We start from the raw sequence: 14,223 nt of genomic DNA, 5'->3' as shown, positions 1-14,223 counted from the left end.
GTTCTCTTGTGATTCCGACACTTTTGCCTTCCATCATGTCGCCTTCCCATTCAGAACCGCTGTTCCGGCACGTGTCCATTATCGGGATAGGCCTGCTTGGAGGCTCTCTCGGCCTTGCACTGAAGGAACAGGGCCTGGCCAAAACGGTCGTGGGGATCGGTCGTCGACAAGAAAATCTCGAACTAGCCGTTCGAATGGGTGCCATTGATCAATTTGCCCTGGAGCCGCATCGGGCGGTGAGCCAATCGGATTTAATTGTCCTGGCCACTCCCGTAGAGACCTACCTCTCCCAAATTGACCTGTGGGGAAAGGATCTGGCTCCGTCCGCTATCGTGAGTGATGTGGGGAGCGTGAAGGGCTTACTGGTCTCAAAAATTGAAGCCAGGTTGCCTCCCTCGACATTTTTTGTCGGGGCCCATCCGATTGCCGGGAAAGAAAAATCGGGGGTGGCGCACGCCGATTCGCATTTATTTCAAGGCGCTCGATGTATTCTGACTCCGACTCCCCATACGAATGCCAAGGCCCTGGAAAGGGTTTGTCACCTTTGGGAAACTGTCGGATCTGTGATGGCGTCGATGGATCCCATGGACCACGATTGGGTCTTCGGTGCGGTGAGTCATCTGCCTCATATCGCGGCTTTTTCTCTTATGCACACCTTGGAGGCATTGCAAGGACGAACATCTCAGCCGGCGGACTTGCTGAATTTTTCTGGGGGAGGGTTGCGCGATACCACGAGGATTGCGGCCAGTTCGCCTGAAATGTGGCGGGATATTTGTATCGCCAATCATGCGAATTTGGTTGAGATGGTTGATCGGTATATTCAACAGCTACAAGATTTTCGGGACTTGTTGAGCAAACGGGATGCACCTGGATTGTACGAGGCCATTGCTCGGGCCAAAGCCTCACGAGAACGATTGATATGAGTCAGTTCACCATTCTTCCGACCAAAAAACCCCTTCGTGGCAGCCTGTCGGTACCGGGGGACAAATCCATTACGCATCGCGCCCTCATTTTTGGAGCCTTGGCGCAGGGCCAAACACGCATTGTGGGCTACTCTAAAGGCGAGGATTGCCTGAATACCCTTGATGCGATTCGTGCCTTAGGCGCTGATGTACAGAAAACGCCTGAGGGACTTGAGGTGACCGGCAAAGGACTCTGGGGCCTGCAGGAACCTTCGAATGTGTTGGATTGTGGAAATTCCGGGACGGGTTTGCGCCTTTTGGCTGGCGTCTTAGCCGGGCAAAATTTCTTTTCCGTTCTGACTGGGGATTCCTCTCTGAGAAGTCGTCCGATGGGCCGGGTGGTTACTCCTCTTCGTCAAATGGGAGCCGTCATCTCCGGAAGACGTGGCGGTGAGTTGGCTCCTTTGGCTATTCAAGGGACCGGGCTCAAGGGGATTCTCTATGAATCTCCTGTCGCCAGTGCCCAAATTAAATCGTGCGTCCTCTTGGCCGGGCTCTTTGCCGAAGGGACGACCATTGTGAAGGAGCCTAGACGATCACGAGATCATACGGAGCGTCTCTTATCCTATTTGGGAGTTCCCATCCAGGTTGATGGGTCCACCGTGCAACTTCAAGGCGGACCCTCTTTTGATGGAAAGCCAATTGAGGTTCCTGGAGATATCTCGGCTGCGGCGTTTTTTATTGTTGCGGCATCGATCGTTCCTGATTCGGATATCCTGCTCACTGAAATAGGATTGAATCCGGAAAGAACGGGTATTTTGGATATTCTCCTCGAGATGGGAGCTGATATCACCATCGTCAACCAACGAGAAATATCTGGGGAGCCGGTTGGGGATATCCGTGTGCGATCTGCTCCGCTGAGGGGAATGACTATTGGGCCTGAACTCATTCCCAAAACGATTGATGAATTGCCTATATTGTGTGTGGCTGCCGCTATGGCCCATGGACAGACACGCATTACCGGAGCACACGAACTTCGGGTGAAAGAGACCGATCGCATTCGAGCCATGGCGACAGAATTATCCCGTCTCCACGTTGAAGTTGAGGAACAGCCGGATGGTTTAGTTATCAATGGCGGTTCCCTGATTAAGGGTGCGGTTTGTCAGAGTTATGGCGACCATCGGGTTGTGATGTCGCTGGCCATCTGCGGATTAGTGGCGGAGTCTCAGATTACCATTGAAGATGTGGAATGCGTTGAGACATCATTCCCGGGGTTCAAAGATAAGCTGTTGGATTTATTGACAAATTCTGAGCGAACATTATAATGCTCCAGAAATTAGTTCGTAAGAGGAGAATAGGGCCGTTCAACCTCGTCGGTTAGTGATCACTATTGACGGTCCAGCTGGAGTCGGGAAGAGTACTGTGGCCAAGTGTTTGGCTACCCGTCTTGGATATGTTTATCTGGATACGGGGGCTTTGTATCGTGCGATTGCCTGGAAAGTTCAACAAGAACATCTTGACCCGAATAATCTTGCTTACATCCAAGCACTTCTAGCGCGGACCAATCTGCGACTGGTCCTGAGTGGGGATGTCCTTTCCATTTGGGTCGATGGGCAAGCAATTAATCAGGAGGTCATCAGAACGCCAGAAATTAGCCAGTTGGCTTCCTGCATTGCAGCTATTCAGTCCGTCAGGGACTGGTTACTCCCGATTCAACGGAAAGTTGTTGGTGAAATTGGGATTATTGCTGAAGGAAGGGATATGGGGACGCGAGTGTTCCCCAGTGCTGATGTGAAGTTTTTTCTCGATGCGGAATTGGAGATTCGAGCGAACCGACGGCAACGAGAATTAGGTCAACAAGGGAAAGTTATTGATCTGAAGACCGTGCGTAACGACATGGCCGTCCGAGATGATCGTGACCGGACAAGAATGGTCGACCCTTTACGTCCGGCGCCTGAGGCGATCATGATTGATACCTCCCGACAATCTGTTGAAGAAGTTGTCGGCCACATGATGCAATTCATAGCGGATCGTTCGTGAGTGGAGTGGCCTACGGGCTGTTATGGATCCTGTTTAATGGATTGGCGCGCCTCCTGTTTCGATTTCGGACAGAAGGTTCCCAACACTTTCCCAAGACTGGAGGGATTATCGTTGCGGCTAATCATGCCAGTTACTTTGATATTCCCTTGTTAGGGTGCGCGATTCCGCGGCGGGTTTTTTTTTTAGGGAGAGCGAGCTTATTTCCCAATCGGTATCTGAATTGGGCCTTGCAAAAGCTAGGCTGGATCCCTTTAAAAACGCACAGACTGGACAGGAAAGCCTTTGGGCAGGCACTCTCTCACCTGCAAGCAGGTGAACCCGTAGTTATTTTCCCCGAGGGGACAAGAACGGAAGACGGGTCCTTGCAGATCGGGAAGCCTGGCCTGGGTTATTTGGTAGCTGAATCACAATGCCAGGTGATTCCTGTGTATATTTCTGGTACCTTTACAGTTCTTCCCATTCAGGCTCGATGGCCGCGGCTGTTTCCGGTAAGGGTCAGCTTTGGAAAACCGTTGAAATTTTGTAAAGATGAGGGGAAGAGTGTCAAGTCATTTTATGAGGACGTATCGATAACGGTTATGGATCATATTGCGCAATTGGGTGGCGTTCCCTCTCCGGCCCAGGATGCGTATGAAGCAGATTCAAAAAGCAAGTTGTGTGAATAATCATGGCAATCACCATTTAACCCGCCAAACTCTCCTGGAGGTAACAAAAGTCGGATGAATACTCTTACTCAACAACCTGAAAAAATTGATCGCGAAACTCTTGCCGCATTATACGACGAAACGTTTAAAAATATTGAAGAAGGAACGATTACCGAGGGCAGAGTCATTGATATCCAGCGAGATCGTGTGGTGGTGGATATTGGCTATAAGTCTGAAGGCATGATCCCTGCCGACCAATTTTCTCCGGAAGAGTTGGAACAGCTGGCGGTGAATGACCCGGTTCAAGTGTATATCGAGCAATGTGAGGATGCGGATGGCAATTTGCTCCTCTCCAAAGAAAAAGCCGACAAGATGAAGGTTTGGGAGGATTTGGAAGTTGCTCACAAAGATGAAAAACAAGTGCAAGGGAAAGTCATTTCTCGTATTAAGGGCGGCATGATCGTTGATATCGGCGTGAAGGCCTTTTTGCCAGGATCGCAAATTGATTTGACGCCGGTCAGAGATCTGGATGGTCTGGTCGGGAAAACGTATAACTTTAAAATTATTAAAATTAACCATCGTCGGGGGAATGTAGTGGTCTCCAGACGGGCGCTACTCGAAGAAACTCGGGATAAACGAAGACAGTCGACATTGTCGACATTGTCGGAAGGGCAGTTGATTGAAGGCACTGTGAAGAACATTACGGATTATGGGGCCTTCCTTGATTTAGGAGGTATTGATGGCCTGTTACACATTACCGATATTTCCTGGGGCCGTGTGGGACATCCATCCGATATGTTCTCCATTGGGGATCGAGTTGAAGTCTTAGTATTGAAATACGACCGGGAAACGGGTCGTATATCCTTGGGCGTTAAGCAAAAATCTCCAGATCCCTGGACAAAAGTTGAAGAAAAATATCCGGCAAGAAGTCGCGTGAATGGGAGAGTTGTGAGCCTGACCGATTATGGTGCGTTCGTCGAATTGGAGCCAGGCGTTGAGGGTTTGGTCCACGTGTCGGAAATGTCTTGGACCCATGAGGTTCGCCACCCATCAAAGGTCGTGTCTGTGGGCGACACCATAGAAGCTCAGGTGCTCCATGTTGACCAGCATAGCCGGAAGATTTCTCTTGGGATGAAACAAACTGCTCCTAACCCATGGGATATTATTGAAGACAAGTACCCTGAAGGCACGGAGATTGAGGGCAAAGTAAAAAGTGTCACGGATTTTGGCGCCTTTGTCGGTTTGGATGAAGGTGTCGATGGTTTGATCCATATTTCTGATATGTCGTGGACCAAGCATATTAAGCATCCTTCCGAGCTGTTTAAGAAGGGGCAATCGGTCAAAGCCGTTATTTTAAAAATTGATAAAGAAAAGGAACGTTTATCTTTGGGGTATAAGCAGTTGATCTCGGATCCATGGGTCTCTGAAATTCCCCAGCAATATCATGTCGGCGAAGTCACTACCGGCAAAGTTTCCAAAATCGCCGACTTTGGGGTATTCGTGGAATTGGAAGGCGGCGTAGAAGGGTTGATTCACATCAGTGAGATCGGGCCGGATGTGCAGGAACGCCTTGAGGAAAAATTTGCTGTTGGTCAGGAAGTGGCAGCGAAAATCGTTAAAGTTGATTGTGACGATCGAAAAATTGCGTTAAGTCTTTGGGAGCATTTGAAGGACCTAGAACAAACCGAGGTGGAAGAATTTAATAGCTCTCAAGGCAGCGTTGATCAAACCCTTGGGCGAGTTGTCCAAAAGAAAGATCAAGGGGATGAAGGCGAATAGGCTTCATGGGCAGAATGGTTTGGATGAGCGCGGGACTTATGGCCAATCCCGAATATTATGAGTAATGGGTATCCTCGATGGAAGCGCGTGCTGTGGATGATTCTCGGAGGCCTTGTCCTGTTTAGTGTTGGGAAAAGCCTGATTCCGGAATTATTGTTAGCAGGTAAGGATGGTGTGGCCATCGTTCGGGTTGAGGGTCCCATTCTTGATTCCTATCAGACTGTCGAGGAACTGAAAAACTTTGCTGACGATCCTTTGGTCAAAGCGATTGTGGTGAGAATTGATAGCCCGGGTGGGGGCGTGGCGCCTTCTCAAGAAATTTATAATGCCGTTAAGAGAGTGAGAAAAGAAAAGAATAAAACGGTAATCGCCTCCATGGGTACGGTGGCGGCTTCGGGAGGCTATTATATTGCCGTGGGCACCGATCGCATTCTCGCTAATCCGGGTACTTTGACGGGGAGTATTGGCGTCATCATGCAATTGGCAAATTTTCACGAGCTACTTGAAAAAATCGGAGTCAAGAATCTTGTAGTCAAAAGTGGAAAATATAAAGATATCGGCTCTCCTTTTCGTCCCATGAATGAGGAAGATCGCAAGGTCTTAGAGTTGGTGATGAATGATGTCCATCGTCAATTTATCGATGCGGTGGCCGATGGGCGATCCCTGGATGTGGCGGAAGTCGAGCAGCTAGCCGATGGGCGTGTCTTTACGGGGCAGCAAGCCAAATCAATTTTGTTAGTTGATGATATCGGTGATTTGCACGATGCCATTAAGTTAGCCGGCGAATTAGGCGGGATTGAGGGGGAGCCACGTGTCCTGGAGGTGAGCAAACCGTTTTCATTCAGGGATTTACTTGAAAACACATTTCTTGGAAGTGTTCGCACCTTTGCCACGACTCATTTTCCCACCCCGTTGTTGTACCTTTGGGTGGCTTGATCCGGACAAGCAAAATGGATCAATTACGTCTTTTGAGAAGCGATGCTCATTGGCATAACTCAAGGTTCAAAAAGCGAGTCTCTGTGAGAAGGAGGATCGGATGACAAAAGCGGATCTCATCGAAAAGTTGGCGGAAAAGGCTCCCCAATTGAGTCGAAGGCAAGCCGAGTTAGTAGTCAACACCATTTTTGATTCTATCCGTGATTCTTTAAAGCGTGGAGAAAAAACAGAAATCCGTGGTTTTGGGAGTTTTCGTCTTCGACACCGTCAGACCAAAGAAGGGCGTAACCCTAAAACTGGAGAATCGGTGTCGGTCCCTGAAAAACGCATGCCGTTTTTTAAAGCCGGTAAAGAGATCAAAGAATTATTAAACCCTGAGTTACCACCTGTCTAAACCATGTCTACTACCGAGCCATCTCAAACAGATCACGAGATCCCCTGGACGGAAGAGGCTTCGTCTCGACTGGAACGCGCTCCTTTGTTCCTGAGAGGTATGGTGCGCCGTCTTGCAGAAAAAAAAGCCAAAGAATTGGGATATACAGAAATTACGGCTGAAACTTTAGACCAATTTAAACAGCAAATGATGGGCTCGATGGGGGGCGCGGCCGGCATGACTCAAGCGGCCGAGGATATGGCTCAAGGCAAACTCCCCTGGACCGCCGAGGCGCGGAAGCGCCTAGAGGCCGTTCCAGAGTTCATGCGAAGCATGATTGGCAAGATCGCTGAAGATGTGGCTAAAGAACGCGGTCATATGGAAGTGAATGTGGAATTATTTGAAAAGGTTGAAGCCTTAGGGGATATTCCGATCGAGAAAAACGTACCCATGGAATGGACCGAGGAAGCTCTGGCTTTGTTGAATAAGCGTATTCAGGATTCACCTCCGATTGCTATGGAATTTGTGACGGATATGTTAAAGCGGGATGCTGAGGATCTAGCCAGGGAACAAGGGATCGCGAAGATTGATGCTGAAACCTTGATCCGTCTCTGGGAGGATCCGCCCACACAGGTGGCATGGACGGATGAGGCCTGGAAACGTCTTCATACCTCACCGGATTTTGTCCGAAGCGGCATTCGAAAAGCCGCAGAACGCCGTGCGAGAAAACTCGGATTAACCACTATCGACTCCGAACACCTCACCACCTTTCGAAATGAGGCGATGATGAAAGCCGTCAAGCGGATTCGAAGTTTTGGCTATCAGGAGCTGACCTTTGATGCGTTCGGTGATGCTATGCAAAAAGTTAAACGATTAAAGGGGAATGAGCAGGCAGAGCATCGCTTGGATGAGATTAAGGATTACATGAAGAAAAAGCCTGATGTTGGTGTATTGGGTGATGAACTGATGACCCGGTTCAGGAATTATTTAAAAGGAGAAGGAAAGCTGTAACCGATATTCGATTCGTCTTCTTCTGGTTGTGCGGTTGGTATTCCCCTTGAAATTCCCAATTTCTTACTTCCCCCTGGCCCCTTCTTTCGCAAGTTGATCGACAAGGTCATTTTCCGGATTGCCGGAATGAGCTTTCACTTTGACCCAGTGAATCGTGATGCCTGATTCGTTGACCGCCTGTGCGTAGGCTTGGGTAAATGGTAGTTTGGTGCGCCAGGCTCCGGTTGCCCAACTTTCCAGTCCTTGGTAGTCAAAGTAGATCGTTATTTCTGTTATCCCTTGAGATTGGCACCATTTAATGGCTTTGAGGATGGCAAGAATTTCCCCAGCGACATTTCGGTGATTCATGGCTGCCTGCGGAATGTCGTTCCCCTTGTCCCGGTGAATTTCTACACCATTTTTTTTGACTAGTACTCCCCATCCCAGTCGAAGAGAGCCATCGCCCTGGGGGAAGCAGGATCCATCGACCCAAACTTCGATCATTGAGGATGATGTTCCTGTCGCGGGTTTCTTCTTGGTTGGTTGGCGTATTGAACGAGATGAAAGAAAAGCTTCCGCGTCTTCTCGGTTGGGGAAGGCTTTATATTCGGCTCCGGGAAAATGATGAACTTGGGCACGACAGGCATCCCAGCTCTCAAAAATGCCAATGGTGCGGCCGCGGCGGACGGCATAGAATTTCATGAAGGTTTAACGCGTGGATTATTCACTGCAAAGATCTTTTGATATGACTAGTGCTTGAGCCGGGTATGTCTCATAAGAATTAATTGCAGTTTGATTACTGTCTGGATCCGCCTTGTAAGGTCTGAATTCTACCTTTGGCCAGGTCAATTTTTGTCATTTCCTCAGGATTATCCCCTGCCAATATCAGGAATGTTTCGTATTCTTGAATGGCGCGTTTGGGGTTATGTACTTCATACGCTTCAGCCAAATTGAATCGGGCCTGAGCATAGTTTGGCTGCAAGGATAAAGCCCGCTCATAGGTTTCGATAGCCTTTGGTACTTTTCCAAGTTGCGCTAAGACTGAGCCATAACTATTGAGGATGACTGCTGAGTATGGCTGGATGGTCAGGGCCTGTTCCAGAGCAGTTGCGGATTCTGGGAGTCTGCCCATGTTTCTTAAGGCCAATCCAAGACGATGGTGGGCTTCCGCCAACTGTTTCGGATCAGATAAACCATATTGAATGGCTTTCTGATAGGCGTCAACGGCTAGTTCTGGCTGCTTGTTGCCACACGACGCAAATAAGGCTATCTCTCCTCTGGCAAATTGCTGAAGTCCTAAAAATTCCTCTTCTGAGCCTAATTGTCCTTTTGTACCAGGGAGGTCTTTCTCCGGGGGATCTGGACCTTCAACATAAGAAAGAAATTTTGAATGGCTGCCATCTAAAAGCGTTTCATAAGGATCAAGAACGAAAACGGCCATGACCAGTTGGTCTTGTTTCCCTTGAGTGTATCGCATGAAATATTGATGCGTGGTCGTGGCTTCTCCGGTCCGATGCAGAGTACCAGAGTCAGGGGTTTGTTCTTTTAGAAGCTGGGAAGAATGAAAAAAGAATTCGCGAGCCGGTGGTAATTGACTCAGGGTATGACGAAGTTTCGGATAGTCTTCTAAAGCCAGGCCGCGTGGGAATACGGTGATGACGCCCACAAGGGTCTGATCTTCATTAAACATGAACCATTGTACGTGTTTCTTGGGTGATGCGGTTTCACGAAAGACCTCGGTGCCCCCTCCCCAGGGAGATTCCTGTCCCACGGATTGCAGCCAACCCGTTTGAACCTCTGTTTTTGTTTGGCACAAGGCGGCCTTTCCTAAGAGATGGAGGTCGCTTTCGGAGGGTGGAAGGTTGGAGGCAGGGGGAGTGCTGGCGCAATGTGGGAGTAAGAAGAAAAGCAAAAACACATTCAGGACATTTGTCGGCTTTGCGTAAGGTCGATTATGATGGGTGATCGGTTGTACCATTACTACCGGCTCTTGAGAGTAAATGATCGAGGTGTTGTAGAATAACTCGACTAGGGAAATGGGGTCCGAATTAAGTCGTGGGTGAAAAATACAGGATCAAGAAGGCCTCGCTCTTATCTGCTGATGATGTGAACAACGATAGTGCCGGGAAGAAATTGATCCAGAAAGGATGTATCATGGTGGGCGATACTGGGATCGAACCAGTGGCCTCTTCCGTGTGAAGGAAGCGCTCTTCCACTGAGCTAATCGCCCGCGGGAGGCAATTTATCATAATGCTGGGAGTGCTGCAATGAAGTCCGCGAGGATGATAATAGTTTTCTTGACGGTAGGAGAAAGTGTGGAGTACCCTGAATTAATAGGTATTTCATCGACTTGACCAAGGAGGTGCACCATGGACAAGCAAGAGCGTAAATACGAGCCTCGAAAACCAAGCTCTCCCAAAGAAACAGAGGACGTTCAGGCTGATCCGAATGTTGCGGAGACAGGTCAACGTCTAAAAGAAGAAATGGATGAACTGGTTGATGAAATTGATAAAGTTTTAGAAGAAAATGCGGCTGAATTTGTCAAAAATTATGTACAAAAAGGTGGAGAATAAATGTATTAGGTTCGTTGATTTTTAGAAATTCTCTCCTGCCCTTTTCACTCGCCGGATATATTAACTCTCTTGGCATTCTCTGTTCTTCTTAAGGTCATTTTCAGTGAAGGTCTTCCGGCCTCAAACCTTTCGCATCGCATTTATTCAGGTTCAGTCCGATGAATGCCTCTTTTGAGTGACCTGTCTCTTCATGGGGAAATTGAGCCTCTTCCTTTTTGTGTCCCTCGGGATGTGGGGCGCCAATTACAGATTCTGAAAGGGAAAGGCAAAGCATTTTTTTCTGTTTTTTGTTATGATTCGTCGGCAATGTCCCAAGACAATTGGATGAAAGACTAAAAAATGGGTGTGACGCATTTGACCGATATTGCACAACTTATGGATCAGGTAAAAGCCTATTACCCCGAGGCTGATACCGACTTCATCAAACGAGCTTATGATTATTCCGCGAAGGCTCATGAAGGGCAAACTCGACGTACGGGCGAACCCTATGTCCAGCATCCTTTAGCGGTCGCTGGGATTTTAACTTTTTTGAAATTGGACGTTCCCGCGATTGTGGCTGGACTCTTACATGACACGCTCGAAGATACCGTAGCGACGAGAGCCGAGTTAGAAAAAGAATTTGGAAGTGACGTGGCTCGTTTAGTGGAGGGCGTCACCAAAATTGGGCAAATTCCTTTTAAAACTGATGAAGAGAAGCAGGCGGAAAATTTCCGCAAGATGGTTCTCTCTATGGCTGATGATATTCGAGTGGTGTTTATCAAGTTAGCGGATCGATTGCATAACATGCAGACACTTGAAGCGTTGTCGGACGAAAAACGGAGAAAAATTGCACAAGAAACAATGGAAATTTATGCACCGCTAGCTAACCGGCTTGGTATGAGTTGGATTAAGCAGCAGCTAGAGGATTTGTGCTTCCAATATTTGGAACCGGATGCCTGGTCTCATTTAAAGCTACGGTTGGCTAAAAAGGATGAGGAGCGTCAGGAATATATTCAATCCCTGATTCACCTGGCTCAGCAGGCTCTTTTGGACGCAGGGTTGCCAGGACAGATAGATGGACGTCCTAAGCATCTCTTTAGCATTTATCAAAAAATGGAGCGCCGGTCCGTATCTTTTGACGAAATCTTTGATTTGACAGCGGTTCGTATTGTGACGGACACCAAAATGAATTGTTACGCCATTTTGGGGTTGTTGCATTCCATTTGGCCTCCCGTCCCTGGTCGTTTTAAAGATTATATCGCGACTCCACGTTCGAACTTGTATCAATCGTTACACACGACAGTTGTTGGCCCACAAGGAGAGTATGTGGAATTCCAAATCCGGACGGCGGATATGCATCGAATAAATGAATACGGTGTGGCAGCCCATTGGCTTTATAAGGAGCCTGGAAAAGTTGGCGAACGGGATGAACAGGTCTTCAGCTGGCTCAGGCAGTTTGTGGAATGGCACAAGGATCTTGCCGATAACCGCCAGTTTATGGATTCGGTTAAATTGGATTTATTCCATGATGTTGTGTTTGTGTTTACGCCAACGGGGGAAGTGCGGGAGATCCCTGTTGGGGCCACTCCATTAGACTTTGCCTATGCGATTCATACGGAAATTGGAGATCATTGTGTGGGAGCAAAGATTAATGGGAAATTAGTTCCTCTCCGTTATCAATTAAGCAGTGGGGATATGGTAGAGATTCTGACCTCCCCCTCGCAGGTACCTCATCGAGGTTGGTTGAAATTTGTCCGAACTTCCCGGGCAAAAACGAAAATCAAGCATTGGTTTAAAGTTGAAGAGCAAAAGCGGGCACTGGAACTTGGGCGACGACTGTTAGAGCAAGAATTTCGGAGACATAATCTTCCTGTCGCACAATCCTTGAAATCTGATCGCCTTTCATCAATGGCTAAGGCAAAGGGCAGTGAAACGGTGGATGAATTGATTCGGCAGGTTGGATTCGGTCGTTTGTCTCCGGATCAAATTGTCAATCACTTTCACGATGGTGCCGAGCAAGGGCCTTCGTCTCCCTCGAAGGTCGTCCCTCACCCCTCTCAGCAAAAGCTCCCAGGACTCCTTCGGGAGGGATCTGTGAAATTTGGGGGAACCAAAGATGTTTTGATGCAACTCTCCAAGTGTTGCAAGCCTGTTCCTGGTGAGCCGATTCGTGGGTATATTACTCGGGGGAGAGGGTTGACCATTCATGCGATCGATTGTCCGAACTTTCAATCATTAGAATGGGATCACAATCGCTTAGTAGAGGTGGAATGGGATTCGGAGCTAGATGGCACGCATTCAGTTGAAGTATCAGTTTTGACCTTGGATCGAACTGGTGTGTTGGCTAAGGTGTCCGCTGGAATTTCTCAATGTCAAGCTAATATTACCAGGGCAGAGATTTCTACCAGAGAGGATCGAAAGGCCGTATTGGACTTTGTTATTGAAGTAAAAAATACCGCCCACCTTGAACTGATACTGCAGGAAATTCAACGAGTTGACGGCATTCTTTCTGCTAAGCGAGTGCGAGGATGGTAACGGGAATGTTATGGGCAACTAAGAGGGGTTATGGTTCTGGGGAGGCAATGAGATGGTTAATCGGCTTCCAGGTAGGAGTTGGAGCTTTTCTGCGATTCCGGCATTGAGTTCAAGGACTTGCCATGATTGTTTATATGAATAATGGCGTGGGCAGTGATCATCTGTTCTCGTGCAAATAGGGACGTTTGCTTCAATGTGGATGATGGTTCCCTTTTTGTCCAACCATAATATATCAAGTGGGATCTTGGTATTCTTCATCCAAAAAGTCCAATACCCCAATTCTGGAAAAATAAAGAGCATACCATGATCCTCCTCCATGGTCGTCCGGTACATTAGGCCTTGAGCTCTTTTATTTGAGGTATCTGCCACCTCTGCGTAGATCATTGCTCCCTTAGGTGTTGTGATACTTGCAAGCCCGTTATCCTGTCGGTCTTTTATTTCGCCAAAAATGTTTACGGGAGATCCAATGATTAAGCCCATGCTTAAGAAAAAGGGCACGATGACTACCCAGATCAAGCAATAAAAGTTCACCTGGCTTCTCTGCTGGCATCCTAAGGGGAGGCGATGGTACTTCATGCGGGAATGCATTGCTAGGAATGTGGCGTGAGGAGAGCGGGTTTGTCAAATAAGATTTTCTCTTGTCGTAAGCGCCTAAAGTCCACGCGAGGGTCTTGACCAGACCATCTTTGGAAATTATAATGATTCGTTTACAAGAAGAGTGAATTTGTTCTGCTCCTGTTTTTAGAACAAAATACGAATGTTTTTGTTGATGATCTGTACATGCAGGGGCTAATTTCTGCCTTGTTTGTCTTCACTTCAAAAAGATCTTCATCTTAATAATTTCCATGATGTAATTCCAAAGCGGTTTAAGTAGAAGACGGTCCTACTCATTCAAAGGGCAGGTACCCAAGCGGTCAACGGGGGCAGACTGTAAATCTGCTGCCATCGGCTTCCAAGGTTCGAACCCTTGCCTGCCCACCATGACTGACTGAAAAGGACGGGATCTAGTGGATACGACAAGATGTGCTGTTGAAGGAAAATTTTCTCAGTATATAGGGTTTAGACCAAGCTGCGGGCGTAGCTCAGTGGTAGAGTTCCAGCCTTCCAAGCTGGCTGTCGCGGGTTCAAATCCCGTCGCCCGCTCCATTTTTTTGGGTGGGCTTAGATTTGCGTGCCTGATTGAGGCAAAGATCTTCTCGAGAAAGTGAAAGAGCCCATGTAGCTCAGTTGGTAGAGCACGTCCTTGGTAAGGACGAGGTCACGCGTTCGATCCGCGTCGTGGGCTCCAGCAACGATACAATTTAGAATTATTTCGTAGCATTTTTAAGGAAGAGGTAGGGCATGGCGAAGGCGAAATTTGAGCGGAAGAAGCCGCATGTCAATGTGGGGACGATCGGGCACGTTGACCATGGGAAGACGACCCTGACGTCGGCCTTGACGAAAGTGATGGGGGATACGGGGAAGGCGAAGTT

Annotated in this window: 14 protein-coding genes, 4 tRNA genes and 1 pseudogene; 14 read left to right on the top strand and 5 right to left on the bottom strand. The window is 48.1% G+C overall.

The window, feature by feature from the left end:
- Positions 1-8 precede the first annotated feature (8 nt).
- The 8 genes from ACTRXD_RS02315 to ACTRXD_RS02280 all read left to right on the top strand — a co-directional run bounded on the left by ACTRXD_RS02315 (position 9) and on the right by ACTRXD_RS02280 (position 7,685).
- Positions 9-923, top strand: coding sequence for a prephenate dehydrogenase (locus tag ACTRXD_RS02315; RefSeq protein WP_442430246.1), 915 nt, complete (start codon positions 9-11; stop codon positions 921-923).
- A complete protein-coding gene (gene aroA / locus ACTRXD_RS02310) occupies positions 920-2,227 on the top strand; it encodes a 3-phosphoshikimate 1-carboxyvinyltransferase (RefSeq protein ID WP_442430245.1) in 1,308 nt (435 codons plus the stop codon). The genes ACTRXD_RS02315 and aroA overlap by 4 nt, the downstream gene beginning before the upstream one ends.
- A 55-nt stretch (positions 2,228-2,282) precedes the next feature.
- On the top strand, positions 2,283-2,942 hold the full coding sequence (gene cmk, locus ACTRXD_RS02305; protein ID WP_442430244.1) for a (d)CMP kinase: 660 nt from the start codon (positions 2,283-2,285) through the stop codon (positions 2,940-2,942).
- A complete protein-coding gene (locus ACTRXD_RS02300) occupies positions 2,939-3,607 on the top strand; it encodes a lysophospholipid acyltransferase family protein (RefSeq protein WP_442430243.1) in 669 nt (222 codons plus the stop codon). Before cmk ends, ACTRXD_RS02300 begins: the two co-directional genes overlap by 4 nt.
- Positions 3,608-3,661: 54 nt before the next feature.
- Positions 3,662-5,365, top strand: coding sequence for a 30S ribosomal protein S1 (locus tag ACTRXD_RS02295; protein ID WP_442430242.1), 1,704 nt, complete (start codon positions 3,662-3,664; stop codon positions 5,363-5,365).
- A 96-nt stretch (positions 5,366-5,461) separates the two neighbouring features.
- The gene (gene sppA, locus ACTRXD_RS02290) at positions 5,462-6,301 is read left to right on the top strand and encodes a signal peptide peptidase SppA (RefSeq protein ID WP_442430318.1); all 840 of its coding nucleotides are present in this window, start codon (positions 5,462-5,464) and stop codon (positions 6,299-6,301) included.
- A gap of 100 nt (positions 6,302-6,401) precedes the next feature.
- On the top strand, positions 6,402-6,695 hold the full coding sequence (locus ACTRXD_RS02285) for an integration host factor subunit beta (RefSeq protein ID WP_312646236.1): 294 nt from the start codon (positions 6,402-6,404) through the stop codon (positions 6,693-6,695).
- Between the two features lie 3 nt (positions 6,696-6,698).
- Positions 6,699-7,685, top strand: a complete 987-nt coding sequence (locus tag ACTRXD_RS02280; protein ID WP_442430241.1) for a hypothetical protein — start codon at positions 6,699-6,701, stop codon at positions 7,683-7,685.
- Between the two features lie 63 nt (positions 7,686-7,748).
- Here ACTRXD_RS02280 and ACTRXD_RS02275 read toward each other — a convergent pair whose 3' ends face one another.
- The 4 genes and pseudogenes from ACTRXD_RS02275 to ACTRXD_RS02260 all read right to left on the bottom strand — a co-directional run bounded on the left by ACTRXD_RS02275 (position 7,749) and on the right by ACTRXD_RS02260 (position 9,894).
- On the bottom strand, positions 7,749-8,168 hold the full coding sequence (locus tag ACTRXD_RS02275) for an RNase H family protein (RefSeq protein WP_442430317.1): 420 nt from the start codon (positions 8,166-8,168) through the stop codon (positions 7,749-7,751).
- Between the two features lie 75 nt (positions 8,169-8,243).
- A pseudogene (locus ACTRXD_RS02270) lies at positions 8,244-8,366 on the bottom strand (ribonuclease H1 domain-containing protein); the annotation flags it as partial.
- Positions 8,367-8,460: 94 nt separating this feature from the next.
- Positions 8,461-9,642, bottom strand: coding sequence for a tetratricopeptide repeat protein (locus tag ACTRXD_RS02265; RefSeq protein ID WP_442430240.1), 1,182 nt, complete (start codon positions 9,640-9,642; stop codon positions 8,461-8,463).
- A gap of 177 nt (positions 9,643-9,819) precedes the next feature.
- Positions 9,820-9,894, bottom strand: a tRNA-Val gene (locus ACTRXD_RS02260).
- Between the two features lie 139 nt (positions 9,895-10,033).
- Here ACTRXD_RS02260 and ACTRXD_RS02255 point away from each other — a divergent pair.
- Together ACTRXD_RS02255 and ACTRXD_RS02250 are read left to right on the top strand one after the other, a co-directional pair.
- Positions 10,034-10,237 (top strand): ubiquitin-like protein Pup, encoded by a 204-nt coding sequence (locus ACTRXD_RS02255; protein WP_442430239.1) that lies wholly within the window; start codon positions 10,034-10,036, stop codon positions 10,235-10,237.
- Between the two features lie 339 nt (positions 10,238-10,576).
- On the top strand, positions 10,577-12,751 hold the full coding sequence (locus ACTRXD_RS02250; RefSeq protein WP_442430238.1) for a RelA/SpoT family protein: 2,175 nt from the start codon (positions 10,577-10,579) through the stop codon (positions 12,749-12,751).
- An 18-nt stretch (positions 12,752-12,769) separates the two neighbouring features.
- On the opposite strand, the gene ACTRXD_RS02245 is transcribed toward ACTRXD_RS02250, so the two are convergent.
- A complete protein-coding gene (locus ACTRXD_RS02245; protein ID WP_442430237.1) occupies positions 12,770-13,135 on the bottom strand; it encodes a DUF192 domain-containing protein in 366 nt (121 codons plus the stop codon).
- 512 nt (positions 13,136-13,647) lie between these two features.
- Between ACTRXD_RS02245 and ACTRXD_RS02240 the strand changes: the two genes are divergently transcribed.
- The 4 genes from ACTRXD_RS02240 to ACTRXD_RS02225 form a co-directional block, all read left to right on the top strand.
- Positions 13,648-13,732: transfer RNA gene (locus tag ACTRXD_RS02240), tRNA-Tyr, on the top strand.
- A gap of 90 nt (positions 13,733-13,822) precedes the next feature.
- A tRNA-Gly gene (locus ACTRXD_RS02235) sits at positions 13,823-13,897 on the top strand.
- 66 nt (positions 13,898-13,963) lie between these two features.
- Positions 13,964-14,039: transfer RNA gene (locus ACTRXD_RS02230), tRNA-Thr, on the top strand.
- Positions 14,040-14,092: 53 nt separating this feature from the next.
- On the top strand, positions 14,093-14,223 hold a 131-nt coding region (locus tag ACTRXD_RS02225; protein WP_442430316.1), incomplete at its 3' end, for a GTP-binding protein.

Origin of the sequence: Nitrospira sp. T9 (genome assembly GCF_052156535.1) — a bacterium.
In the GTDB taxonomy this organism is placed as follows: domain Bacteria; phylum Nitrospirota; class Nitrospiria; order Nitrospirales; family UBA8639; genus Nitrospira_E.
The sequence above is the reverse complement of the archived record's forward strand: the minus strand, read 5'-3'. Positions and strand labels throughout refer to the sequence as shown.